Here is a 22,916-nt window from a genome sequence, read left to right as displayed (position 1 = left end):
GAAATTTGCTGGTTAATAAATACGGCGATAAGCCAATAGATACTCTTATAACAGCTATATTTTGGGATTGTTTGCCAATAGAAAAGCAAGAGCCGCAAATAAATTATTTACATTAGTATCTTGTAGATTTTTTAAAAGAGAAAGATGGATTTTTTCGATGCCCACAGTATTTTTTTCAAAGTTCTTGGCTATAAAATGAGCTATTTAGAATTCTTTGCTGTAATTACCGGGATTATTTCCGTTATACTTTCAGCAAAAGCCAGCGTTTGGAGCTGGCCCATGGGTATCGTCAATGTATTCTTATCAGCCTTTCTATATTACCAAAGCCAGCTTTACCCCGATATGTTTTTAATGGTTTTCTTTTTGTAACCAACATTATGGGTTGGTGGCGATGGACAAATCCAAAACCCGGAGAAGAAGATAAAAATAATGAACTCAAAATCAGTTTTATGCCCCTAAGTCAATTTTTGATCTTATTGGCAATTGGCATTATTGGTACTTTACTGATGGGTATCCTGGCCAGCCAGCTACACAACTGGCTGCCTCTATTATTTAACTTACCCAGCGCATACCCTTTTATTGATTCATTTATTTTTGTAATGAGTGTGATCACCACTTTTCTGATGATTCAGAAAAGAGTGGAATGCTGGATTATCTGGCTGATTATCGATATTGTAGCCACTTATCTTTATTTTCTAAAAGGAATTAAATTCATGGGGGTCGAATATTTCATTTTTACCATTATTGCTGCTTTTGCCTTGCGGCATTGGGTTAAAGAATATAGAAGTTATGCTAAAACTCCACAAAAGGAATTTTAGCATATTGATATAAATAATCTATTTTTTTGTATCTTCAATTTAAATCCAAAAATGATATGACAGCTAAACAAGTGCTTCCTATCATCCCTGACAATATTGTAGTTAATAAAATTTACGAGCTAAGAGGTCTAAAAGTGATGCTAGACAGCGATCTGGCAGAGCTTTACGGTGTAGAGACTAAACGCCTTAATGAGCAAGTTGGTAGAAATTCAGATCGATTCCCTGAAGACTTCATGTTTCAACTCACTGATGAAGAGTGGTTAAACTTGAAGTCGCAAATTGCGACTTCAAGTTGGGGAGGAAGAAGAAAACTTCCCTTTGTTTTTACCGAACATGGCATCCTCATGCTTTCAAGTGTATTAAACAGCAAACAAGCCATTCAGGTAAATATTCAGATTGTTAGAATTTTCTCCCGAATACGCCAATTCATTATTGACAGCGGTGAGCTTAAACTTGAAATCGAAGAAATCAAACAAAAAGTGAGTAATCAGGATAAAAACATCGAATTGGTTTTTACCTATCTGGATAAACTCATTGATAAGAAAATTGGACCAAGAAAAAGGATTGGCTATATGCCTGATGATTTGTAAGAGATAGCATTAATATCTATGCACTTACCCCCTAACCTTTAATAATTGTACTAGCCAGTTTTCTTTTAAACGAGATTGCAGCGATATCCTTTGAAATTTGCATTGGCTTCGTTCACAATGTCATTATGAGGGATAATTTATTTTATAAAATCAAACTCGGTCCAAAGATCTCTCCATTTCGCTGCGCTACAGTCGAGATGACGACCATTCTATTGGAGTCTATCAATGGTAGGCACGAAGAATCTGCAGTCGATGAAACAGATGCTTCGTACCTCAGCATAACAGCAGCATTTAAAAAATTTAGCGAAAAGCCCGGCTGGAACAACCTGAAGAGCCACAGGTTTTGCTTTACAAAAAGCAACAATTAGATTGCCACATTGTTGCGCGCTGCGCAATGACGATAATTTAATATCAAAATTTTTCTCTTCAACTATTTGATAATAAAAGTATTCTATCTATCTTTGCAGTCCCAAATTTAATGGGAATAATAAATTGTTTAATAAATTAAATACAAGCAAGTGAATACGTTAAGTTACAAAACTGTCTCGGCCAATGCGAAAACTGTTAACAAACAGTGGATTGTTGTTGATGCGCAAGGCGAGATTTTGGGGCGCTTGTCATCGAAGATCGCTATGATCATCCGTGGTAAAAACAAGCCTGAGTACACCCCACACGTAGATTGCGGCGATAACGTAATTGTTATCAATGCAGACAAGGTTAAATTGACAGGAAACAAATTCAGCGAAAAGCAATATGTTTCTTATACTGGTTATCCAGGTGGTCAACGTTTTATTTCTCCTAAGGAGTTAATGGCGAAACACCCTCAACGTGTAATTGAGAAAGCGGTACGTGGTATGTTACCGAAAACTAAATTGGGTAAAAAATTATACACCAATCTTTTTTGTGTATGCTGGTGAAACTCATCCTCATGCAGCTCAATCTCCAAAAACCATTAAACTTTAAGAAATGTCAGTTACTAACACTTCAGGAAGAAGAAAAACAGCTGTTGCACGTATCTACTTAAAAGATGGTGCTGGCGCAATTACCGTTAACGGTAAAGATCACAAAGTATATTTCCCAACTTTACCTTTGCAATATATCGTAAACCAAAGTTTAGAAGTTTCTGAGCTTACTGGTCGTTATGATATCACTGTAAATGTACAAGGTGGTGGAGTAAAAGGACAAGCAGAAGCTGTTCGTTTAGCTATTGCTAAAGCGATTGTTGAACTAGATGCGGAGAAAAAACCTGCATTACGTGCTAAAGGCCTGATGACGCGTGATATGCGTATGGTTGAGCGTAAAAAACCAGGACGTGCTAAAGCCCGTAAGAAATTCCAATTCAGTAAACGTTAATCACAGGAGGCAAGAACAATGGCAAGAACAACTTATCAAGACTTATTGGATGCAGGTGTACACTTTGGTCACCTTACCCGTAAATGGAATCCAAAAATGGCTCCTTACATTTTCATGGAGCGTAATGGAATTCACATTATAGATTTAAATAAAACTTTAACTAAAACTGAAGAAGCTGCGGCTGCGATTAAACAAATCGTAAAATCAGGTCGTAAAGTATTATTTGTTTCAACAAAAAAACAAGCAAAAGGAATCGTAGCTGAACAAGCGAAAAAAGTAAACATGCCTTTCGTAACCGAGCGTTGGTTAGGTGGTATGTTAACTAACTTTGCTACTGTTCGCAAGTCAATCAAAAAGATGTCTAACATCGATAAAATGACTAAAGATGGTACTTATTCAATCTTATCTAAAAAAGAGCGTTTAATGATTCAACGTGAGCGTATTAAATTAGAATCACTTTTAGGTGGTATTGCTGATTTAAACCGTTTACCTGCAGCATTATTCTTAATTGATGTTAAGAAAGAACACATTGCAGTTACTGAAGCGTTAAAATTAAACATCCCTACTTTTGCGATGGTTGATACTAACTCTGATCCTTCTAACATCGACTTCCCTATCCCAGCGAATGATGATGCTACAAAATCAATCTCTTTAATTACTGATGTAATTATCAAAGCTATTGAAGAAGGTTTAGACGAGCGTAAACGCGAAAAAGATGATGAGGCTGAAAAAGAAGCGGTAGCTGCTAAAGCTGCGGCTGATGCTCCGGAAGCAAAAGAGCCAAGACGTAAAAAAGCTGCTGAAGCAGAAGTTGAAGCGTCAGCATCAGAAGAAACTAAAACAGAAGAATAGTAATATTTTTTAATTGCAGGTTACTGGTTTCAGGTTTTAAGTTAGCTTAACATGAGTTTAACTTGGCGCTTGTAACTTGTAACCTGTAATTGTTATAACAAGATTGTAAATTTAAAAAGGAAATAAAATGTCTACAGTACAAATTACTGCCGCTGATGTAAATAAACTACGCCAACAAACTGGTGCTGGTATGATGGATTGCAAAAAAGCATTATTAGAAGCTAATGGCGATTTCGAAGCTGCTGTTGATTTATTGCGCAAAAAAGGTCAAAAAGTATCTGCCGCTCGTTCTGGTAATGCTACTTCAGAAGGCTTAGTATCAATCGCTGTTTCAGCGGATGGTACAAATGGTAAATTAGTTGCTTTAGCTTGTGAAACTGAACCAGTTTCTAAAGTTGAAGATTTCCGTAACCTGGCTCAGGCTGTTTTAGCTGCAGCAGTTGCCAACAATCCTGCTACCACTGAAGAGTTATCAGCGATCACTTTGGAAGATGGACGTACAGTTGCCGAAACCATAACTGAACTAACCGGAAAAATCGGAGAGAAAATCGTTATTCAGGAATACGCAAATATATCTGGTGAAAAAATCGTTTCTTACATCCACTCTAATGGTAAAATGGGTGTTTTAGTGGTATTTGAAGGCGCTAATGGCGTAGATATTACTGAAGCTGGTAAAGATGTTGCTATGCAGATTGCTGCAATGAACCCAGTTGCTGTTGATAAAGACGGAGTTGATCCGGCTACTATTCAACGTGAAATTGAAATTGCGAAAGACGTTATTCGTCAAGAAGGCAAACCAGAAGAAATGGTTGAGAAAATTGCTGCTGGTAAATTGAACAAATTCTACAAAGACAGTACTTTATTAAATCAGGAGTTTGTAAAAGATAGTTCTGTAGATGTTCGTAAATTCTTAGATAATACTGCTAAAGGATTAACTGTATCTGCTTTCAAACGCGTACAATTAGGTGCATAAGCAAAAGAAAACATATTAAAAAGGCTCCAAGAAATTGGAGCTTTTTTTTGCCCAATAATTCTAAAGCATGGCCCTCATCTCTGCTACTACCATTCTGCACTTCAATAAAAGATGTTTTCATCTCGACTGAAACACAGTAAAAAGGAGAGATCTATGAAGACAGATTTAACCTGGCTGAGCCTGCAACTTCTTCTATTGGGCTGATTTCATTTATTTGGTTATTTCATCTTATTATCCAAATATATAGTCACAATATTTAACTTTAGCCGTATAAGATTAAATTCACTCAAAAGTTTGATATGCCTAAAGTAATTTCCAACACCTCCTATTTTAAGGGCAACGATTTAAAAAAGAATCAAGACATCATCATCGATGGTGATATCATTTCAGCTGTTAAAGGAAGTAGCAATACTGAAAATGGGCGCTTACTTGTTGTACCAGGCTTTATAGATTTACAGATTTATGGAGCAGGCGACAGATTATTTTCTGCCGATCCAACTGTAGAATCATTAATCATAATGGAAGATGACCTGCTTAAAAAAGGAACAACAGGCTTTTTAGCTTGTATGGCAACAAATTCTCCGGAAGTTTTTAATGAGTGTATCAAAGCAGCCAAAGCACATCGATCATCTGCAAAAAATTGCCTTGGGCTACACTTAGAAGGTCCATTTTTGAATCCAAAACGTTTGGGTGCCCATGTGCCTGAATTTGTAAGGAAAGCTTCACTCGATGAAATTAAGAGTCTAATTGATTTTGGTGATGGTGTTATTAAAATGATGACGATAGCCCCAGAAATTCAAGATGATGAAGTTATCCAATATCTATTGGATAACGGCGTGATTGTTTCGCTTGGGCATAGCAACGCAACTTTCGAAGAAGCTACAGCAGCTTATAACAAAGGGATTCAGACTACCACACATCTTTTTAATGCCATGAGTCCGATACACCACCGCGAACCCGGCATACCAACTGCTCTTTTCAGTCATGATAAGGCTATGACCAGTATTATCGTTGACGGGCAACATGTAGATTTTGAAGTGGTTAAATTTGCGCAGAAAATATTGAAAGAGCGTTTATTCCTGATCACTGATGCCGTTACAGCCTGTTCAACCGGTCCTTATCAGCATATTGAAAAAGGAAACAAATTTGCGATGCCCGATGGTACACTTTCAGGCTCATCGCTAACGATGTTAGAAGCCGTTAAAAACTGTGTAATACACTGTGGCATCAGTTTAAATGATGCAGTTAAAATGGGAACAAGTTATCCTGCAAAATTAATCGGAATCGAAAGCTTAACGGCAAATATCGCAGCTGGCGAGCAGGCAAATTTAGTGGTGCTTGATGATACACTAAACTTAAAAGAGGTTATTTTTAAAGGTAAAACGGTATAATCAAACCAACATGTTCAAAAGAATTCTTCCAGCAATTATCTTTGTATCCATTTATGCAAGTAATTTGTGGGCGCAGGGAACCGGTTCTGCGTTTACCATCATTCCGCTTGGTGTAAAAGGTGGGGATGATGAGAGCAATTTATCATCGTATATGATAACTCCAAAAGGAAGTGACCAATATGTTTGCCTTGATGCGGGAACCATAAACGCAGGCATCCAAAAAGCAATTGATTTTAAATCTTTAAAAGGCAATAGCGAAGAAATCCAGCGCAAGCAGATTAAAGGTTATCTCATCTCCCATGGTCACCTGGACCATTTAGCTGGCCTGATTATCAATTCGCCGGCAGATACGGCCAAAAACATTTATGGCTTACCCTCTGTCCTCAATATTTTAAGGGATAAATATTTTACATGGGATGCATGGGCCAATTTTGCTAACGAAGGCGAAAAACCACAGCTAAAAAAGTATACCTATTTCCCACTGATTGAAGGCAATACTTATCCGTTAGCGGGCACAGAAATGAAAGTAAAAGCTTTTGAACTGAGCCATGGTAATCCTTATAAAAGTACTGCTTTTCTAATCAGCCATGATGATAGTTATGTACTTTATCTGGGAGATACCGGCGCCGATGAAATTGAAAAATCAGATAAACTGGCCAGCTTATGGCAAAATATAGCACCGCTGATTAATGCGGGCCAGCTAAAAGCTATCTTTATAGAGGTTTCTTTCCCTAACGAACAGCCCGATAAACAATTGTTCGGGCACCTCACACCAAAACTTTTCTTTAGCGAGCTGTCGAAACTTGAAGCTTTAATTAATGAGAAAGCATTTAGGAAAGTTTCTTTTATTGTAACCCATACCAAACCCCCATTTCAGTCTGCAGAAAAAGTAAAACAACAATTGATTTCGGGAAATATAAAAGGTTTAAAATTAATCTTCCCGGAACAAGGTAGGCGCTTAACAATTAATTAATATAAACAGAACATAAGCAGCAGTAAGTCAGTGTATTTTTGTCAAAAAAAAGACTGATGAAAAGACTTATATTATTAATAACTTTTGTGTTTGCCTTAACCATCTACGGTTTTGCACAAGGGGTAACTACGGCATCATTTATTGGTACGGTTAAAGATCAAAAAGGGGTAATACCCGGTGCAACAGTTACCGCCATACATATTCCTTCGGGCACAAAATACTCAACGCTAACCAGGGCGGACGGGAGGTATAACCTGCCCAATGTACGTGTTGGCGGGCCATATACGATTAAAATTAGTTACGTCGGCTACAACGAACTGGTTAAAGAAAACCTGAACACAACCATTGGGGAAGATTTAAGAGTTGACGCATCGCTTACCGAAACCTCGCAAAACCTGGCCGATGTTGTAGTAAAAGGAACTCAGGACAAGGTCATTAACTCCTCACGTACCGGCGCAAGGGAAACCATTACAAGACAGCAGATTGATAATTTACCAACCATCAGCCGTTCATTATCTGATTTCACCAAATTAACGCCGTCTGCAAACTCTACAACAGTTGGGGGCTTAAGTTTCGGTGGCAGAAGTGGTTCTTACAATAACTTAACGGTTGATGGAGCCTTATTCAACAACTCGTTCGGATTGTCGGGCAGTTTGGGTGGACAGGCGAATTCGCAACCGATTTCGTTAGATGCGATTGAGCAGATCCAGGTAGATATTGCGCCTTATGATGTCCGCCAGGGATCTTTTACTGGCGCGGGTATTAATACCATTGTAAAATCAGGAACAAATAATTTTAAGGGTTCGGCGTATTACTATACCAGGGGAACTGATTTAACCGGATACTCTGCCGGGGTAACCAAAATACCTGTTGTTGATTTTAGCTACAATCAACGTGGTTTAAATATCGGTGGACCGATTATTAAAGACAAATTATTCTTCTTTGTTTCCGGTGAACAGGAAAGGATCAGTACACCTGCAACTTCGTTCGTCGCATCAAGATCAGGTTTATCGGGTGCAAATGTTTCAACAGCAGATGCCGCTACATTAGATCGTTTATCGAACTATTTAATGAGTAAATACAACTATGCAACCGGTCCTTACGAAAATTATCCTTACAAAACACAGAGTGATAAAATCACGGCAAAAATAGATTGGAACATCAATGCAAACAATACCTTAAGTGCAAAATATTTCTACCTGAAATCGAACAGACAGGTTGTTGCCAGTGGCTCGGGTATTCCCGCAGGCTTAAACGGTAGCCGCTCACCTTCTTCAACTTCTATGCCTTATTTTGGTTCTAGTTATACGATCAACAATAACTTTAATATTGGCATTGTGGAGTTAAACACCAGGATTGGCAATAATATGTCAAACAAATTAACATTGGGTTATTCAGCCTTGAGAGATTTCCGCGCTTCAAACGGTGCTGAACTGCCAATGGTTGATATCGGTAATGGAAACGGTGGTATTTTAACCAGTTTTGGTTATGAAGTTTTTACCGCTAACAACCTGTTAAACTCCGACATTTATCAGTTCTCTGATGATTTCTCGATCTATGCCGGTAAACACGAAATCACCATCGGTACCAGCAACCAGTTAAACAAATTCTTGAATGGTTTTGCCCCAAATTATAACGGCTTGTATTATTTTAGAACAGCTGATGATTTTATCAATAACCAGCCCGCGGTAAGTTATTCATACCGCAACTCGGCATTGGCCGATGGATCATTTCCATTCGCAAAAATGTCTTCTTACAACTTAAGCCTATATGCACAGGATAAATATCAGGTGAGTGATAATTTTAAATTAACCTATGGTATCCGTGCCGATTATACTTATTTCCCTACCAAACTGGATCCAAACCCAAATTTGGCTGCTTTAACCTTCCAGAATGGATTGCAGGTAGACATTTCTAAATTCCCGAACAAGAAATTATTGTTCTCGCCACGTGTAGGCTTTAATTATGATGTTTTTGGCGATAAAACTACACAGCTACGTGGTGGAACCGGAATTTTTACTGGTCAGGTGCCTTATGTTTGGATCTCTAACCAGGCCTCTAATACCGGAACATTATTTAGCTCAAGTACCGTTTCTACCGCTGGCGATCCACGTTTGATTTTTAATCCGAATGTGAATGCCAACCGTCCTTTACCTGGTACCGCATCAGCCAATACTTCTTATGAGGTAGATGCAGCTTCGAAAGATTTTAAATACCCACAGATCTGGAGAACAAACGTAGCAGTTGACCAAAAATTACCAATGGGCATTATTGCCACTTTAGAAGCATCCTATACTAAAGATATCAATGCCGTAAACTTTTCTAACGCGGCATTACCAAACAATTCAACCGGCTTAAATACTCTTCCTGGTATTGAAGGTCAGCAGCGTTATACCGTAAAATCTACACATACAGGTACTACAGCAGCAAATCCATCGATTTCACCATTTATTTATATGCAGAATACCAAAAAAGGCTATTCTTACTTCATTACAGGTCAGTTGCAAAAATCTTTTTAAGTGGATTTAATGCAAGTGTAGCTTATACTTACAGTCAATCGAAATCTGTAAACGACGGTGGTTCTACTGCAAGTTCAATCTGGTCGCAAAGGGCAATTTCCGGCGATGCAAATTCGGATGTTTTAGCCAATACCAATTTTATCCAGCCGAACAGGGTTATTGCTTCCTTAAGCTATAAAAAAGAGTATTTTAAACATGCGGCTACCACTATAGGTTTAATCTTCGAATCGGCCAATAACGGCGCATTCAGTTATGTTTCATCTGGCGATATCAATAACGATGGTGGCGCGAACGATTTAGTTTACATTCCACAAAACAAAGGTGATATTACTTTGGTTCCTGATTTTGCTGGCGATACGCGTACCCAGGATCAGATCTGGAACCAGTTGAACGCCTATATTACTCAAGATAGCTATCTTAGTAAACACAGGGGTGAATTTGCAAAGAGAAATGGCGCCATCATGTCGTACTTTAAAAGGGCAGATTTACACATTGCACAAGATTTTTTTGTTGGTCAGAAAGGCAAGAGAAACACGCTTCAGTTTACATTGGATATCATTAACCTTGGGAACCTGTTAAATAGTGATTGGGGCTTATATCAAACGCCAAATATCCCATTATCAACTTACAATACCGCTGTATTGTTGGCTTATAAAGGTTTAGATGCTACATCAGGGAAGCCTACATATTCATTCCCTTATCAGGATAAGGCCAATTTAACGCCATATACCACAACATACAAAAATATTACTGATCAGATTTCGCGTTGGCAGGCACAATTTGGTGTGCGTTACATTTTTAATTAATTCGCGATCCGTATCTTTTTCACAATAAAAGCTCTGTAACAGGAGCTTTTATTGTTTGCCAGGTAAAATCCAATAAACAATTTACATCAATTATTAAAAACGATAGCCCGTAAGTAAAAAATTGTTAATATTTTTGGGGCCATGAAATATAAACGCATCCTACTTAAGCTTAGTGGAGAATCGCTAATGGGCGAAAAACAATACGGTATTGATAATGAACGCGTTAAGCAATACGCTGAAGATATCAAAGCCGTACACGATAAAGGTTTAGAAATCGCAATCGTAATTGGAGGAGGGAATATTTTTAGGGGCTTAAGCGCCGAAAAAAGTGGGATGGACAGAGCACAGGCCGATTATATGGGCATGTTGGCTACAGTAATTAACTCTATGGCCTTACAAGATGCTTTAGAAAAAGTTGGGATTAAAACACGTTTACTTACCGCAATTAAAATGGAGCAGATCTGCGAACCATTTATCCGCAGAAGGGCTGTTCGACATTTAGAAAAAGGCCGTGTGGTTATTTTTGGTGCAGGTACCGGAAACCCATACTTCACAACTGATTCTGCTGCTGCTTTACGAGCTATCGAAATCAAAGCTGATGTTGTTTTAAAAGGAACGCGTGTTGATGGAATTTATACCGCAGATCCTGAAAAAGACCCGTTAGCCACTAAATACGAAGAAATTTCTTTCAGAGAAGTGTACGATAAAGGCCTTAATGTAATGGATATGACAGCCTTTACTCTTTGTGAAGAAAACCAAGTGCCGATTATTGTGTTTGATATGAACAAACATGGCAATTTCATGAAAATCGCTAGTGGCGAACCTATTGGAACCCTGGTTAAATAAGGAATAAAATTATTATTTTCGTAGAAATACACACAATTATGAACGACCTCATACAATTACAATTAATGGATGCCCAATCTGCAATGGATAGAGCAATCGATCATTGTGAATCTGAATTAACTAAAATCAGAGCTGGTAAAGCATCAGCTGGAATGTTGGATGGTATTTTCGTAGATTATTATGGCGCAGCTACAGCACTATCACAAGTAGCCAGCATTAATACGCCTGATGCCAGAACAATCGTAATCCAACCCTGGGAAAAATCACTTTTAACTGCAATTGAAAAAGCTATTCAGGTAGCTAACATTGGTATCAATCCACAAAATGATGGCATTGTTATCCGCCTGGTTGTACCGCCTTTAACAGAAGAGCGTAGAAAAGACTTAGTGAAAAAAGTGAAGGAGGAAGCCGAAAGAGGCCGAATTACCGTTCGTAACATCCGTAAGGATGCCAATACCAAAATTCAAAAACTGAAAGGTGAAGGTGTTTCTGATGACGAGATTAAAACAGGTGAAGGCGAAGTACAAAAATTAACCGATGCCTATATCATCAAGGTTGACAAACATGCCGAAGCCAAAGAAAAAGATGTAATGACAGTTTAATCTGTTCAATATAAAATCGGAGGGGAATGGACTTAAATCTATTCCCTTTTTTATTGCTTTATTTCTTTGCGCTTGAGCCTCTAACGTTTAAGACGGTAGGTAACGAGACCTGCATGTTTTCGATAGATTTGCCAGCTTTTTTAAGCTTATTCAATAAAATCTTCATCACGTTTTCTGCAATGGCCTCAAGAGGCTGTGCTATAGCCGTAACCGCAGGTTCACAAAATTCCAGGATTTCGAAATCATCAAAAGAAACAACCGCTATATCTTTGTGGATCTGAATACCTAATTTTCTAAAAGTTCTTAAGCCATCCAAGCAGATGTAGTTAGCTGCAAAAACTACCGCATCTAGCTGCTCCTCTTTAAAAAATTTTATCATCTCCTCAATGGAATCGGCAGAGTTTACATATTTGATCTTCTTTACAATTGACGGCAATTTATATTTTCCGACAGCGCTTTCATAACCGGCCAAACGGTCTACCATCTGTTGTTGTAAGGTATCGATGGTTACAAACCCTATTTTTTTGTAATTATTTTTAATGAGGTGCTCAGTAGCTTCGTAGGTGCTGTTTAGATTATCGATTATTACATAATCTGTTTTAACATCTTGTACATACCGATCGAAAAGCACTACGGGAGCATCTGTTTGAATCAATTTTTTAACTTCTTCTTCCAATCCCTCAGGTAAGGCCATAATATAGCCATCAACATGCCTGTCTTTAAAAATCTGCAACAGTTCTATTGCCTTCCCGGTATCGTTTCTGGTACTGCTAAAAAGAATTTTATAACCAAGGCTTGAAGCAATTTCATCAATTCGGCGTGCTATACCAGAGAAAAAAGGCTCAGAAATGTCATCAACCAGGAAACCTATAATTTTTGTTTTGCCTGTTCTTAAACTTGTGGCAAGAGCATTAGGCTGGTAATTTAATTCAGCCACAAGGTCTAAAACCTTTTTAGTAAGCGATTCGCTAATGTTTTTCTCTCTGGCTTTTCCATTAATTACAAACGACACGGTTGTAATGGAAATATTTAATTGTTTAGCGATATCTTTAATTGAAATGCGTTTCTTCATCACAGGCATTGAACGAATAAATTTGATTGGTAATATAACAATATTACTATAAATATATGATGGATATGAAAAAACTTAGCCTAAAAAGAAAAAGAGCAACCTATCCAGGATTGCTCGATTAACTAACTTATTATTCATAAAAAATGCTGTTGGGGAAGGAGTCGAACCTTCAAGGGGTAGTTAGCTACAGTTCAAAAAATTAATTTGTGGTCAACCCAATAAACTGCGTTTGTCCCATTATTCCCCACCACCGAGACAAGGAGGCGTGTCTGCCAATTTCACCACCCAACATTTTAAAAGTTGACAGTTTTCAATTTCCAATTTTCAGTTTAAACTGCTAACTGTAAATTGTTAACTGAACTGGCTGTAGGGGAAGGAATCGAACCTTCAAGGAGTGGTTAGTACCGAAACCGGTATATTCCCATTATTCTCCGCCACCGAGACAAGGAGGTGTGTCTGCCTGTTTCACCACCCTACATTATGTTATGCAATTTTGAAAGAACGTTTCCTTTTTGTTAATTGCTTGATACAAATGTAAAGGAACAACCAATACCTTGCAAATATTTTAAACATTTAATTTTATTTTTATAATATTGATAAATATTGTTAAATTTGCTTATCATAATTCAAAAATATGCTTAAAAAAGACAATTCCAATTTAGAAATTGACAACCTCGACATCGATATACTGAAACAATTGATGCAGGATGCCACTAAACCCTATACAGAAATCGCTAAAGATCTGATTGTTTCTGGCGGAACGATACACGTTAGAATGAAGAAACTGCAGGAAATGGGGATTATAAAAGGTTCTCATCTTATCATCGATCCGCAAAAGGCTGGATACGATATTTGTGCCTTTTTGGGTATTTACCTGGAGAAAGGAATCCAGTACAAGGATGCGGTTTCACAGTTGAGCAAAATTAAAGAAGTAGTGGAATTACACTACACCACGGAGTGCCTACAGCATGTTTGCCAAAATTATTTGCAGGGATACCAATCACTTACGTCACGTTTTAAACGAAGAAATACAGGCGGTGAACGGTATCCAGCGTACGGAGACTTTAATATCACTGGAAGAAAGCATTAAGCGGCAGATTGAACTGGGATAAGCGGAAAGACTAAAGCATAAAGATTAAAGGTGAAGGACCCCAATCTGTGTAATCATACCTGAGCTTGGATGACCTTATATGTCTTATATGGTAAAAACCTTTAGTGATTTTATTTGAAAATGAACGTTCGGTGGGATTTCGGGAAGAGCAGCCCCGTTATCCGCTATAGCCCCGAATTACAATCGGGGGCTGCCGCTTCTACCGGGTTTAGAAACAAAGATTGGCGCAGCTAAGCAACCAGCCAAAAAGAGCACCACTTAATGGGCCACCTAGACCCGATTGGAGTGAACACGCAATCCCGATATTTCATCGGGATAAGTAAAACGGAAAGCGGGAGCAAACTCAAATAATTATACAGGCCTTGCTCTCCTACCCTTAATAATCATGTTTATAAGGAGGCCCTTCGACTACGCTCAGGGTGACAAATGCGATAAAACGAAGTTTAGAGAAAGTACAAATAAGCACCCCGCTATTAAATAGTATCACCTATCGCCCACCTAGACCCGATTGGATTGGGCATCCCGACATTTTCAGTCGGGATAAAACGGAAAGCGGGAAGAAACCTGGATAATTGTACAGGAATTGCTCTTCTAACCTTTAATAATATATATTTGATAACGAATGTACTTCAACTACGCTCAAGGTGACATAACGCTATAATGCGTTGTAAAAACTATTATTAGCTTAGCCGAGATATTAAGTCTGGAGCCAGGTTTATCGAGACAGATTTCTCGGCTGCGTTGCACTCTGCTCGAAATGACGGATCTATTTATTTCAGGAGCTGATAAGCAACCAGCGCAGCAACATAAGCCATAGCTGTCATGTAAGCCAATTGGATTACCGGCCATTTCCAGCCTTTGGTTTCGCGGTAAACTATAGCAACTGTACTCATGCATTGCATGGCAAAAGCATAAAAAAGCATCAATGAAATACCTGTAGCAAAAAGTGTAAACAGGCAAACCTGTACGGCTGTTCTTAGAGGCAGACATACGCTCTCTAATCGTACCTGTATCCTCATCACCTCCATCAACACTGTAAATGGTAGCCATGGTACCTACAAAGGCTTCACGGGCAGCAAAAGAAGTAATTAAACCAATACCAATCTTCCAATCGTAACCCAAAGGGCGGATGACAGGTTCAATCGCATGACCAAGAATACCCACATAAGAGTTTTCCAACTTCTCAGTTGCTACCAAAGTTTTAATATGATCGGTATTTTTTGAGGTATCGGCCAATGCCGTTTCATATTTTTTATCAATACTTTCAAAGCGGCCTCCAGGTCCAAAAGAAGCCATTACCCAAAGGATGATGGAAATGGCAATAATTACTTTACCAGCCTCAAACACAAATGTTTTCGATTTCTCGTACATGGTGTAGAACACATTTTTCCATCTTGGCATGCGGTAAACCGGCAATTCCATGATAAAATACGATCTTTCTTTGGTTTTGATGATGAATTTCATAACCCAGGCCACTAATACCGCAGCAAAAATCCCTACCAGGTACATTACCATTAGGGCCAATCCCTGCAGATTAAAAATACCCAGGACGGTTTGAGAAGGAATAATTAAGGAAATGATCAAAATATACACCGGAAGCCTTGCCGAACAGCTTACCAATGGGGTAACCATAATGGTAATCATTCTGTCTTTCCAGTTTTCGATATTCCGGGCCGCCATAATAGATGGAACTGCGCAGGCTAAACCACCAATCATCGGCACTACCGATTTACCATTAAGTCCAACTTTACTCATAATTTTATCCATCATGAAGGTAACACGGGCCATATATCCCGTATCTTCTAAAATGGATATGAATGCGAAGAGAATAGCAATCTGTGGAATAAAAACAAAAATACCGCCTAAACCTGCAATTACGCCATCCAATAATAGGTCGGTAAGCATGCCGGCAGGTAAATATTCGTGACCAACATTGGTAATATAACCGAATCCACCTTCAATCCAATCCATTGGATAAGACGACCAGGCAAAAATGGCATTAAAAATGACGAACAAGATCAACAGGAAAATGGCGAAACCCCATATTTTATGGGTAAGGATCGCGTCTATTTTATCGCTAAAAGAAAATTTCTTTTCTGTACCATTATCCACCACAACACCAGATAATATGCTGCTGAGGTGTTTGTAACGCGCAATCGTTTCTGCTGCCTGAACTTTGGAAGATTCGAAATGATGCGATTGCTCTATTTTTTCAATTTCTTCCTGCTCTTTTTCGGTAAAAAAGTAAGGTATTCGTGCTGGTGAAGCACCTGAAGGGCATAATAATCGTTATCCGAATTCAGTTTCGATTTGATGGCATTAATGGCTTCGGGTGCCAGAAAATTCACATCAACATCCTGAAACTGGGTGGCAATTTTATTGGTATTGGCAATGGCTTGTTTTAACTTATCAATTCCGATGTTATTTCTTGCTGAAATGGAAACCACCTGAACGCCCAATTTTTGTGCAAGTTTATCAAGGTCGATCTCAATGCCTTGTTTAGTGGAAAGATCGATCATGTTCAATGCTAAAATCATCGGGATGCCCAAATCGGCCACCTGCGAATACAAAAGCATGTTTCGCTTCAGGTTGGAGGCATCGGCAATCAATACGATTACATCGGGATGACTATTGTTATTTTTATCGGCAAGTACCTGAAAAACGATACTTTCATCAGAACTTTTGGGATATAAGCTATAGGTTCCGGGTAAATCGATAATCTCGGCATCCTTGTCGCCAGTAAGTTTCGTAAAACCAGTTTTCTTATCGACAGTGATACCTGGAAAGTTTCCTATTTTCTGATTTAACCCTGTTAAACGGTTAAATAAAGTAGATTTACCTGTATTGGGATTACCAACTAACGCAACTTTAATATCCAAACCCAGCTTATTTATTGTATAATGATTACATCGGCTTCGCTTTTACGCAAGCAAAGCTGATAACCAGCAACACGGATCGCCATTGGATCGCCCAGCGGAGCAAAACGCTCTACCTCTACCACCTCGCCCGGCAAACAACCCATCTCCATTAACTTTACAGACATATCTAAATCTGTAAATGCTACAATTGTTCCTTTTTCTCCAATCTTTAGGTGCGACAGTTTCATGTGCTAAATTTGGCGCAAGTTAACCTTTCTTTAGATTTATTCCAAATAAGAAAACCAATATGGTTGTATAAATTACACAGCTTTACGCTTAAATGATTTAGTTTCTCTGTCTGCCTCCGCCAAAGCCACCACCATTGCCACCGCGGCCTTTACCGCCTTCTTCTCCACCCCTGATTCTGTTTTTCCCACCCATACGGTTTAAGGAATAGGTAAATGAAAACATGAAATAACGCTGCAATACGTTGTAGCTTTCATCACGGATAGTGTTGTTGTTAGCCGTACGACTTACACCCTGATTTTCGTTCAGCAAATCGTTTACGGCAGCTTTAAAAGTGCCACGGTTTTTAAAAAATTGTTTGCTTAGGTACGAATTCACCAAAGTAAAGTGGGTATCGAAATCTTCTCCCCTACCTGTATTCTGGTTGTAGTCTGCATCTACTGACCAGCGGATATCGCCAGGAAACATATAGCTGATACTGATATTTGGACTAAAAGTATAATAACGCGTGTTGGAACTGGGCTGAACGGAATAGGTAGCACGGTTAATTGAGCCACTAACACCTGCGGTTAAATCGAGTTTATCCAAATTGGAAACCAAACGGTAACCATTGTTAATTGACCAGCTATTGGTAATATTTTTTAAGGCATTGGTAAAGTTTACATCCCGATCATAGTTACTACTGATGTTGATGTGAAAATTAAGCTTATTTTCTGCCATAATGGGCAAACTTAATGAGGAGGATAGTGAGCCAGAGTAAACACCACTTACGTTTACGGGCAATACTGCAAATTTACCCTGGTTAACCCCGCTTTCGATTAAACTGCTGCTATTGGCAATTTTATTGGAAGTCTGGGTTAGGTTTACATTAACAAATAGCGACCTGTTTTTTCCTACCGTAAAAGTGTTGTATGCAATACGTAGGGTATTGTTAAATTCGGGTTTTAAATTGGGGTTTCCCAACGGGATACTTTGTGTATTGGTATTATTGGGGATAGGCTGCAACTGTTGTATGGTAGGCTGATTCGTACTACCACGATAATTGAAGACCAAACGCTTACTATTGCTAAAATTATACCTGAACATGGCAGAAGGTGTATAGTTAAATACGTTCTGTTTTAATATAAATCCACGGGTAATGTTATTGTTATTACGATCGGTATTCTGAACGGCCATCCCCACATTCCAGTTGTATTTTTTGTCCATTTTATTGAAACTGAAACCAGCCGTATTGGTTAAGATGGTGTTTTCGTAAACGTTACTTAATGAATCATTCAGCAAATCATAGTTCAGCGTAGCCGGGTTAAAGTCGTAAGTAAAACGATCAGAAGTATTATGGCTATAGCCGTTCTGATAGTTAAATTCAAGGCTAAGGGTTTTACTTAAAGGCTCTGTATAAACCAGTCGGGTATTCTGACTAATAGATTCGCTTTCCTGATCATTAAGCTGATTAATAATCTTTACCGTTTTAACATTATCTTTTTCACGTGTTTCGGGATTGTAATTATAATTATCAGCGTCGTTATTGTTAATGTTCGTGTTAAAATTCAGCGACAATGTTCTTCCGCGGCGCATAAACTTTTTGCGCAACAAAATATTATTACTGATAGCGGGCGCCGTATTATGATTGGTTAAGCGCTGAGATCCGCTTGTGTTATAGGTACCAAAATCGCGGGTATAAATACTGCTGTTTAGGCTTTCGTTATCGGTATAACTTAAATTGGGCTGTACTTTAAGTGAGGTTAGCGAATCGATTTTGGTATCAACCATAAAGTTTAAGCGGTGATTTAAACGATCGGAAGCATTGGTCTGGTTATTATTGAAAACCGTAGTTACATTGCCCAAAAGATTTTGGGTAACGCTATTTCTTAAAATCAGATTATCGGATTTATTCACAAAATAACTTAAACTTACTTCTGTCTGATCAGCATACACATCCGAGAAGTTAAATCCACCGGCTTTAGTATCGGTAATACCGCCACGTCCGCCATTGCTCCCCCCATTTCCGCCGCCCAGGCCGCCACCAAAATTTTGTTTGTTCACATTATTAAACTGGGCAACTACGCTCAATCGCTTATCCTGATCAAAATGGTTGATATTCGCATTTACGTCGTAACGATCGTTGGAACCATAACCAGCTGTACTGTTCCCGAAATAGCCGTTTTTTTATCCTTTCTGGTGGTGATATTGATGATTTTGGTTCTTGATCCATCATCAATTCCGGTAAACTGTGCCTGATCGGAAAGTTCATCAATAATCTGAATTTTATCGATCATATCGGCCGGAAGGTTTTTAGTAGCCAATAAGGGATCATTCCCAAAAAACTCTTTTCCATCTACCTTAACTTTGGTAATGGTTTCGCCCTGGGCTTTTACTGTCCCGGCTTTATCTACCTCCACTCCTGGTAATTTCTTTAGCAGATCCTCAACTACAGCATTCTCTACCACTTTAAACGAACTTGCATTAAACTCAAGGGTATCTTTTTTTACCACAATTGGTGGAATTTCTGCTTTAATATCTACCGTTTGAAGATCTATTGCACCGCCTTCTAAAATAATATCGCCCAGGATGATATCAAGTTTATCTGTTGAGATGGTAAAATCTTTAGTGGTATTCTTTAAGCCTAAAAATGCCGCATATAACCTGTACGTACCTGGCTTCAGGTTTTTGAAAACGAACTTTCCATCTTCTGTAGTACTTACAGCGCCTACCATGCTTGAGTCTGCCAGATTTCTAACAGCCAAAGAAGCATAATCAATTGGCTTTTTATCCTTTGATTGAATAACCCTTCCGCTAACTGAACCCGTTTTCTGGGCGTAAGCATAAAAAGACGATAAAATAAGCAGGAACGTAAAAATTTGTTTCATTCGGTTAGTTTGATTGTTAAGATAAAGACTACCGGCTGTTATAAAGGTTTATTTTTATTTTAGTAACATTTGAAATACATAAATGTCAATTGTACATTTAATCCAAAGGTTTGGGTATCAGTGGTTGAGACTAACCGATAGAAAAAGTGTAAAACAAAAAGTCCTGGTTAAAACCGGGACTTTTATTATCATATTGATGGTCGGTGAGCCACCGACTATTGGAAAAGCTTACATCCTTGGACGGCCACCGCCGCCACCGCCACCGCGTTGGCCTGGCATCTGTATATCGCCACTCATGTTTCTGCCACCTATACGCGTTAACGAGTAGGTGAATGAGAACATATAATAACGTCTTAACACATTTGTAGTTAAATCAACAATTGAAGTCCCGGTAGCAGTTCTGCTTACACCGGTATTCTGGTTAAGCGCATCATTTATAGAAAATTTAAATGTTCCTCTGTTTTTAAAAAACTGACGGCTGATGTAAGGATTAAGAATAGTGTATTCCTGATTAAACAGATCACCACCACCAAAGTTCCTGAAATAATCGATATCGATTGCTAACCTGATATTGGCTGGCAATACATAACTGACATCAAAACTTGGATTAATGGTATAATACTGCGTATTGGATGATGGCCTTGCAGAAAATGTAGAGTTGGTATAGCTTCCGGTTATACCCCCAGTTAAATCGAATTTATCAACGTTGGTTACCAATTTATACCCGTTTGAAATGGTATAACTATTGGTTATATTTTTTACCAGATCGGTAATCCCCTGTCCTGTAATAAAATTCACGTTTCTACTGTACGCTCCGTTTCCAGAAATATTCAACGTTAGCTTACGTTCTGCCATCAATGGTAAAGACCAAGTGGCATTGGCATTACCAGCATAAACGCCATCCACATTAATATAACTTACCTGTTGAACACCTCCTGACAAAGGCACAACCGTATTTCCAATGGCATTAAAGGTTTGGGTAAGATTTAAGCCCGCAAAGAAAAACCGGCCATTTTCGATATTAAAGTTGTTAAAGTTGATCCTCAACTGGTTGTTGAACGATGGTTTTAATGCCGGATTACCTATATAAATGGTCTGAGAGTTTGTATTATCCAGAATCGGCTGGATCTGATCGATAGTTGGTTGTGAGGTAGAGCCCCTATAATTAATGAACAAACGTTTACGGTTACTAAAATTATACCTGAACTGCGCCGATGGCGTAATATTGATAAAATTCTGCGTACGTTTTAAACCTGTGGTTAAATTATTATTTACCCTGTTGGTTTGTTGTGCGGCTAAGCCGATATTCCAGTTGTATTTTTTTCAGTTGTAGTAAGGCTTAACCCAGCCGCATTTGTTAAGGTACGATTGTTATAGATATTCGAAAATGCATTATCTACAAGGTCGAATTGAAGGGTTAACGGATTGTAATTAAACACATCTCTTTGCGAATCGCTATTTGAGTAACCATTCTGATAGTTAACCTCTACGCTTAGGGTTTTATTTATCGGTTCAGTATAAACAAGCCTTGTGGTATTATTTATGGAATGGCTATTGGTATTATTGAATTGATTGGTAATGGTATCTCTCGTTGCTGTCCCTTCCGTAATTTTATCATTTCTATAGTTAAGGTTTGTACCGTCATTATCATTTATACTAGTATTTACATTTAAGGAAAGTGTGCGACCTCTCCGTTTAAAACTTTTACGGATTAATAAATTATTACTCATGGTAGGCGTAGCAGAAGTTGTGGTATTGCGCTGTGTACCATCGGTCGAGCCATCATCAAGCGTTCTCGTATATTTATTCAAATTGTTTCCGTCTGTTTCGGTATAAGCCACGTTGGGCTGAATTTTAATAGATAAAGATGGATTTATCTTGGTATCAACCATGAAATTGAAGCGATGGTTAATCCTATCGGAAGTATTATTTATATCTTCAGCAATGTTGTTCGTACCTCCTGCAAGGTTTTGGGTGTTGGAGTTCTGGATATTTTCAGAAATTGCTTTATTAAAGAAATAACTGGCCTGAAACTGAGTACCATCTTTATAGGTGTCGGCAAAGTTTAAGCCTGCTGCATTGGTAGTGGTGATCCCACCATTTCCGCCGCCGGAACCTGCTCCACCCCCACCACCAAATCCACCACGGCCGCCTCCACCTCCAAATCCATTACCTACACCTCCGCCCTGGCCAAAGTTCTGCTTGTTCACATTGTTAAACTGACCAATAAAGCTGATCTGCCTGTCATCATCAAATTTGTTTACGTTCAAGCTGGCATCATAACGATCGTTAGAACCATAACCTACAGTGCTGTTACCAAAATAACCATGTTTCATGCCATTTTTGGTGGTAATGTTTAAGATTTTGTTCCTTGTTCCATCATCAATGCCGGTAAACTGTGCCTGTTCAGAAAGTTCGTCAATTACCTGGATCTTATCAACCATATCGGCCGGAAGATTTTTAGTCGCCAATAATGGATCATTGCCAAAAAATTCTTTACCATCAACCTTTACTTTGGTAATGGTTTCGCCCTGCGCTTTAACACTGCCATCTTTTGCTACCTCAACCCCAGGTACCTTTTTCAGGAGATCTTCTACCACGGCATTTTCGCGCACTTTAATCGATTTGGCATCAAATTCTAAAGTATCTTTCTTCACCACAATTGGGATGGTAGCGGTTACGTTAACTGTTTTTAAATCAACGCCATCATCACTCATGGCAATTTCACCGGCATTTACGGCTGCTTTAGCCACTTCTATATCTTTCGTTGTTGTTTTTAAACCTAAAAAGGCGGAATAAATCCTGTACTTACCCGGAGCTATGGCTTTAAAGTTAAAGCTTCCATCAGGATCGGTTTGACCGGATGCCACAACACTCGAATCTTTTAAACTCTTAATTGCGATTGTAGCAAAATCAACTGGCTTTTTATCTTTCGCGTTAATTACTTTTCCGCTTATCGAACCAGTATTTTGAGCCTGGGCGATGTAACCACAAAATAGAAGAACAATGAATATTGCCCGCTGAACGTTTCTTTTCATT

At 38.6% G+C, this 22,916-nt stretch carries 16 protein-coding genes, 2 tRNA genes and 4 pseudogenes; 13 read left to right on the top strand and 9 right to left on the bottom strand.

The window, feature by feature from the left end:
- The first annotated feature begins 144 nt into the window (after nt 1–144).
- From pnuC to frr, 12 genes and pseudogenes are all read left to right on the top strand, one after another.
- Nucleotides 145–818, top strand: a pseudogene (gene pnuC / locus ACQ86H_RS02695) (nicotinamide riboside transporter PnuC).
- A 56-nt stretch (nt 819–874) separates the two neighbouring features.
- The gene (locus ACQ86H_RS02690) at nt 875–1,408 is read left to right on the top strand and encodes an ORF6N domain-containing protein (protein WP_431293779.1); all 534 of its coding nucleotides are present in this window, start codon (nt 875–877) and stop codon (nt 1,406–1,408) included.
- Between the two features lie 518 nt (nt 1,409–1,926).
- A pseudogene (gene rplM / locus ACQ86H_RS02685) lies at nt 1,927–2,371 on the top strand (50S ribosomal protein L13).
- Between the two features lie 3 nt (nt 2,372–2,374).
- The gene (gene rpsI / locus ACQ86H_RS02680; protein WP_055913282.1) at nt 2,375–2,761 is read left to right on the top strand and encodes a 30S ribosomal protein S9; all 387 of its coding nucleotides are present in this window, start codon (nt 2,375–2,377) and stop codon (nt 2,759–2,761) included.
- An 18-nt stretch (nt 2,762–2,779) separates the two neighbouring features.
- Nucleotides 2,780–3,613, top strand: a complete 834-nt coding sequence (gene rpsB, locus ACQ86H_RS02675; protein WP_057931874.1) for a 30S ribosomal protein S2 — start codon at nt 2,780–2,782, stop codon at nt 3,611–3,613.
- 127 nt (nt 3,614–3,740) lie between these two features.
- A complete protein-coding gene (gene tsf, locus ACQ86H_RS02670) occupies nt 3,741–4,586 on the top strand; it encodes a translation elongation factor Ts (RefSeq protein ID WP_138818812.1) in 846 nt (281 codons plus the stop codon).
- A 299-nt stretch (nt 4,587–4,885) separates the two neighbouring features.
- Complete coding sequence (gene nagA / locus ACQ86H_RS02665; RefSeq protein WP_431293778.1) at nt 4,886–5,977, top strand: N-acetylglucosamine-6-phosphate deacetylase; 1,092 nt, start codon at nt 4,886–4,888, stop codon at nt 5,975–5,977.
- Nucleotides 5,978–5,987: 10 nt separating this feature from the next.
- Complete coding sequence (locus ACQ86H_RS02660) at nt 5,988–6,950, top strand: MBL fold metallo-hydrolase (protein WP_431293777.1); 963 nt, start codon at nt 5,988–5,990, stop codon at nt 6,948–6,950.
- A gap of 56 nt (nt 6,951–7,006) precedes the next feature.
- A complete protein-coding gene (locus ACQ86H_RS02655) occupies nt 7,007–9,469 on the top strand; it encodes a TonB-dependent receptor (protein ID WP_431293776.1) in 2,463 nt (820 codons plus the stop codon).
- A 332-nt stretch (nt 9,470–9,801) separates the two neighbouring features.
- On the top strand, nt 9,802–10,275 hold the full coding sequence (locus ACQ86H_RS02650; protein WP_431293775.1) for a hypothetical protein: 474 nt from the start codon (nt 9,802–9,804) through the stop codon (nt 10,273–10,275).
- 141 nt (nt 10,276–10,416) lie between these two features.
- Entirely contained in the window at nt 10,417–11,121 is a 705-nt protein-coding gene (gene pyrH, locus ACQ86H_RS02645) for a UMP kinase (protein ID WP_138818816.1), read from the top strand.
- A gap of 38 nt (nt 11,122–11,159) precedes the next feature.
- Nucleotides 11,160–11,723 (top strand): ribosome recycling factor, encoded by a 564-nt coding sequence (frr, locus tag ACQ86H_RS02640; RefSeq protein WP_029279059.1) that lies wholly within the window; start codon nt 11,160–11,162, stop codon nt 11,721–11,723.
- Nucleotides 11,724–11,781: 58 nt separating this feature from the next.
- On the opposite strand, the gene ACQ86H_RS02635 is transcribed toward frr, so the two are convergent.
- From ACQ86H_RS02635 to ACQ86H_RS02625, 3 genes are all read right to left on the bottom strand, one after another.
- Nucleotides 11,782–12,795, bottom strand: a complete 1,014-nt coding sequence (locus ACQ86H_RS02635) for a LacI family DNA-binding transcriptional regulator (protein WP_431293774.1) — start codon at nt 12,793–12,795, stop codon at nt 11,782–11,784.
- A gap of 146 nt (nt 12,796–12,941) precedes the next feature.
- Nucleotides 12,942–13,086 (bottom strand) — tRNA-Asp (locus ACQ86H_RS02630).
- A 70-nt stretch (nt 13,087–13,156) separates the two neighbouring features.
- Nucleotides 13,157–13,273: transfer RNA gene (locus ACQ86H_RS02625), tRNA-Asp, on the bottom strand.
- Nucleotides 13,274–13,429: 156 nt separating this feature from the next.
- On the opposite strand from ACQ86H_RS02625, the pseudogene ACQ86H_RS02620 reads away from it, so the two are divergent.
- A pseudogene (locus ACQ86H_RS02620) lies at nt 13,430–13,907 on the top strand (Lrp/AsnC ligand binding domain-containing protein).
- 638 nt (nt 13,908–14,545) lie between these two features.
- Here ACQ86H_RS02620 and feoB read toward each other — a convergent pair.
- The 6 genes and pseudogenes from feoB to ACQ86H_RS02590 form a co-directional block, all read right to left on the bottom strand.
- Nucleotides 14,546–16,063, bottom strand: coding sequence for a ferrous iron transporter B (gene feoB, locus ACQ86H_RS02615; protein WP_431295329.1), 1,518 nt, complete (start codon nt 16,061–16,063; stop codon nt 14,546–14,548).
- A gap of 47 nt (nt 16,064–16,110) precedes the next feature.
- Nucleotides 16,111–16,785: a FeoB small GTPase domain-containing protein gene (locus tag ACQ86H_RS02610; RefSeq protein WP_431293773.1), complete on the bottom strand. Its 675-nt coding sequence runs from the start codon at nt 16,783–16,785 to the stop codon at nt 16,111–16,113.
- Nucleotides 16,786–16,796: 11 nt separating this feature from the next.
- Nucleotides 16,797–17,012, bottom strand: coding sequence for a FeoA family protein (locus ACQ86H_RS02605; RefSeq protein WP_025145397.1), 216 nt, complete (start codon nt 17,010–17,012; stop codon nt 16,797–16,799).
- 97 nt (nt 17,013–17,109) lie between these two features.
- Nucleotides 17,110–19,053 (bottom strand): TonB-dependent receptor domain-containing protein, encoded by a 1,944-nt coding sequence (locus tag ACQ86H_RS02600; protein WP_431293772.1) that lies wholly within the window; start codon nt 19,051–19,053, stop codon nt 17,110–17,112.
- A gap of 62 nt (nt 19,054–19,115) precedes the next feature.
- Nucleotides 19,116–19,877 carry a carboxypeptidase regulatory-like domain-containing protein gene (locus ACQ86H_RS02595; RefSeq protein WP_431293771.1) on the bottom strand — a complete coding sequence of 254 codons (762 nt, stop codon included), beginning with the start codon at nt 19,875–19,877 and terminating at the stop codon, nt 19,116–19,118.
- Between the two features lie 228 nt (nt 19,878–20,105).
- Nucleotides 20,106–22,780, bottom strand: a pseudogene (locus tag ACQ86H_RS02590) (outer membrane beta-barrel protein); the annotation flags it as partial.
- Nucleotides 22,781–22,916 lie beyond the last annotated feature (136 nt).

Origin of the sequence: Pedobacter sp. P26 (assembly GCF_050632135.1) — a bacterium.
Taxonomy (GTDB): domain Bacteria; phylum Bacteroidota; class Bacteroidia; order Sphingobacteriales; family Sphingobacteriaceae; genus Pedobacter.
The sequence above is the reverse complement of the archived record's forward strand: the minus strand, read 5'-3'. Positions and strand labels throughout refer to the sequence as shown.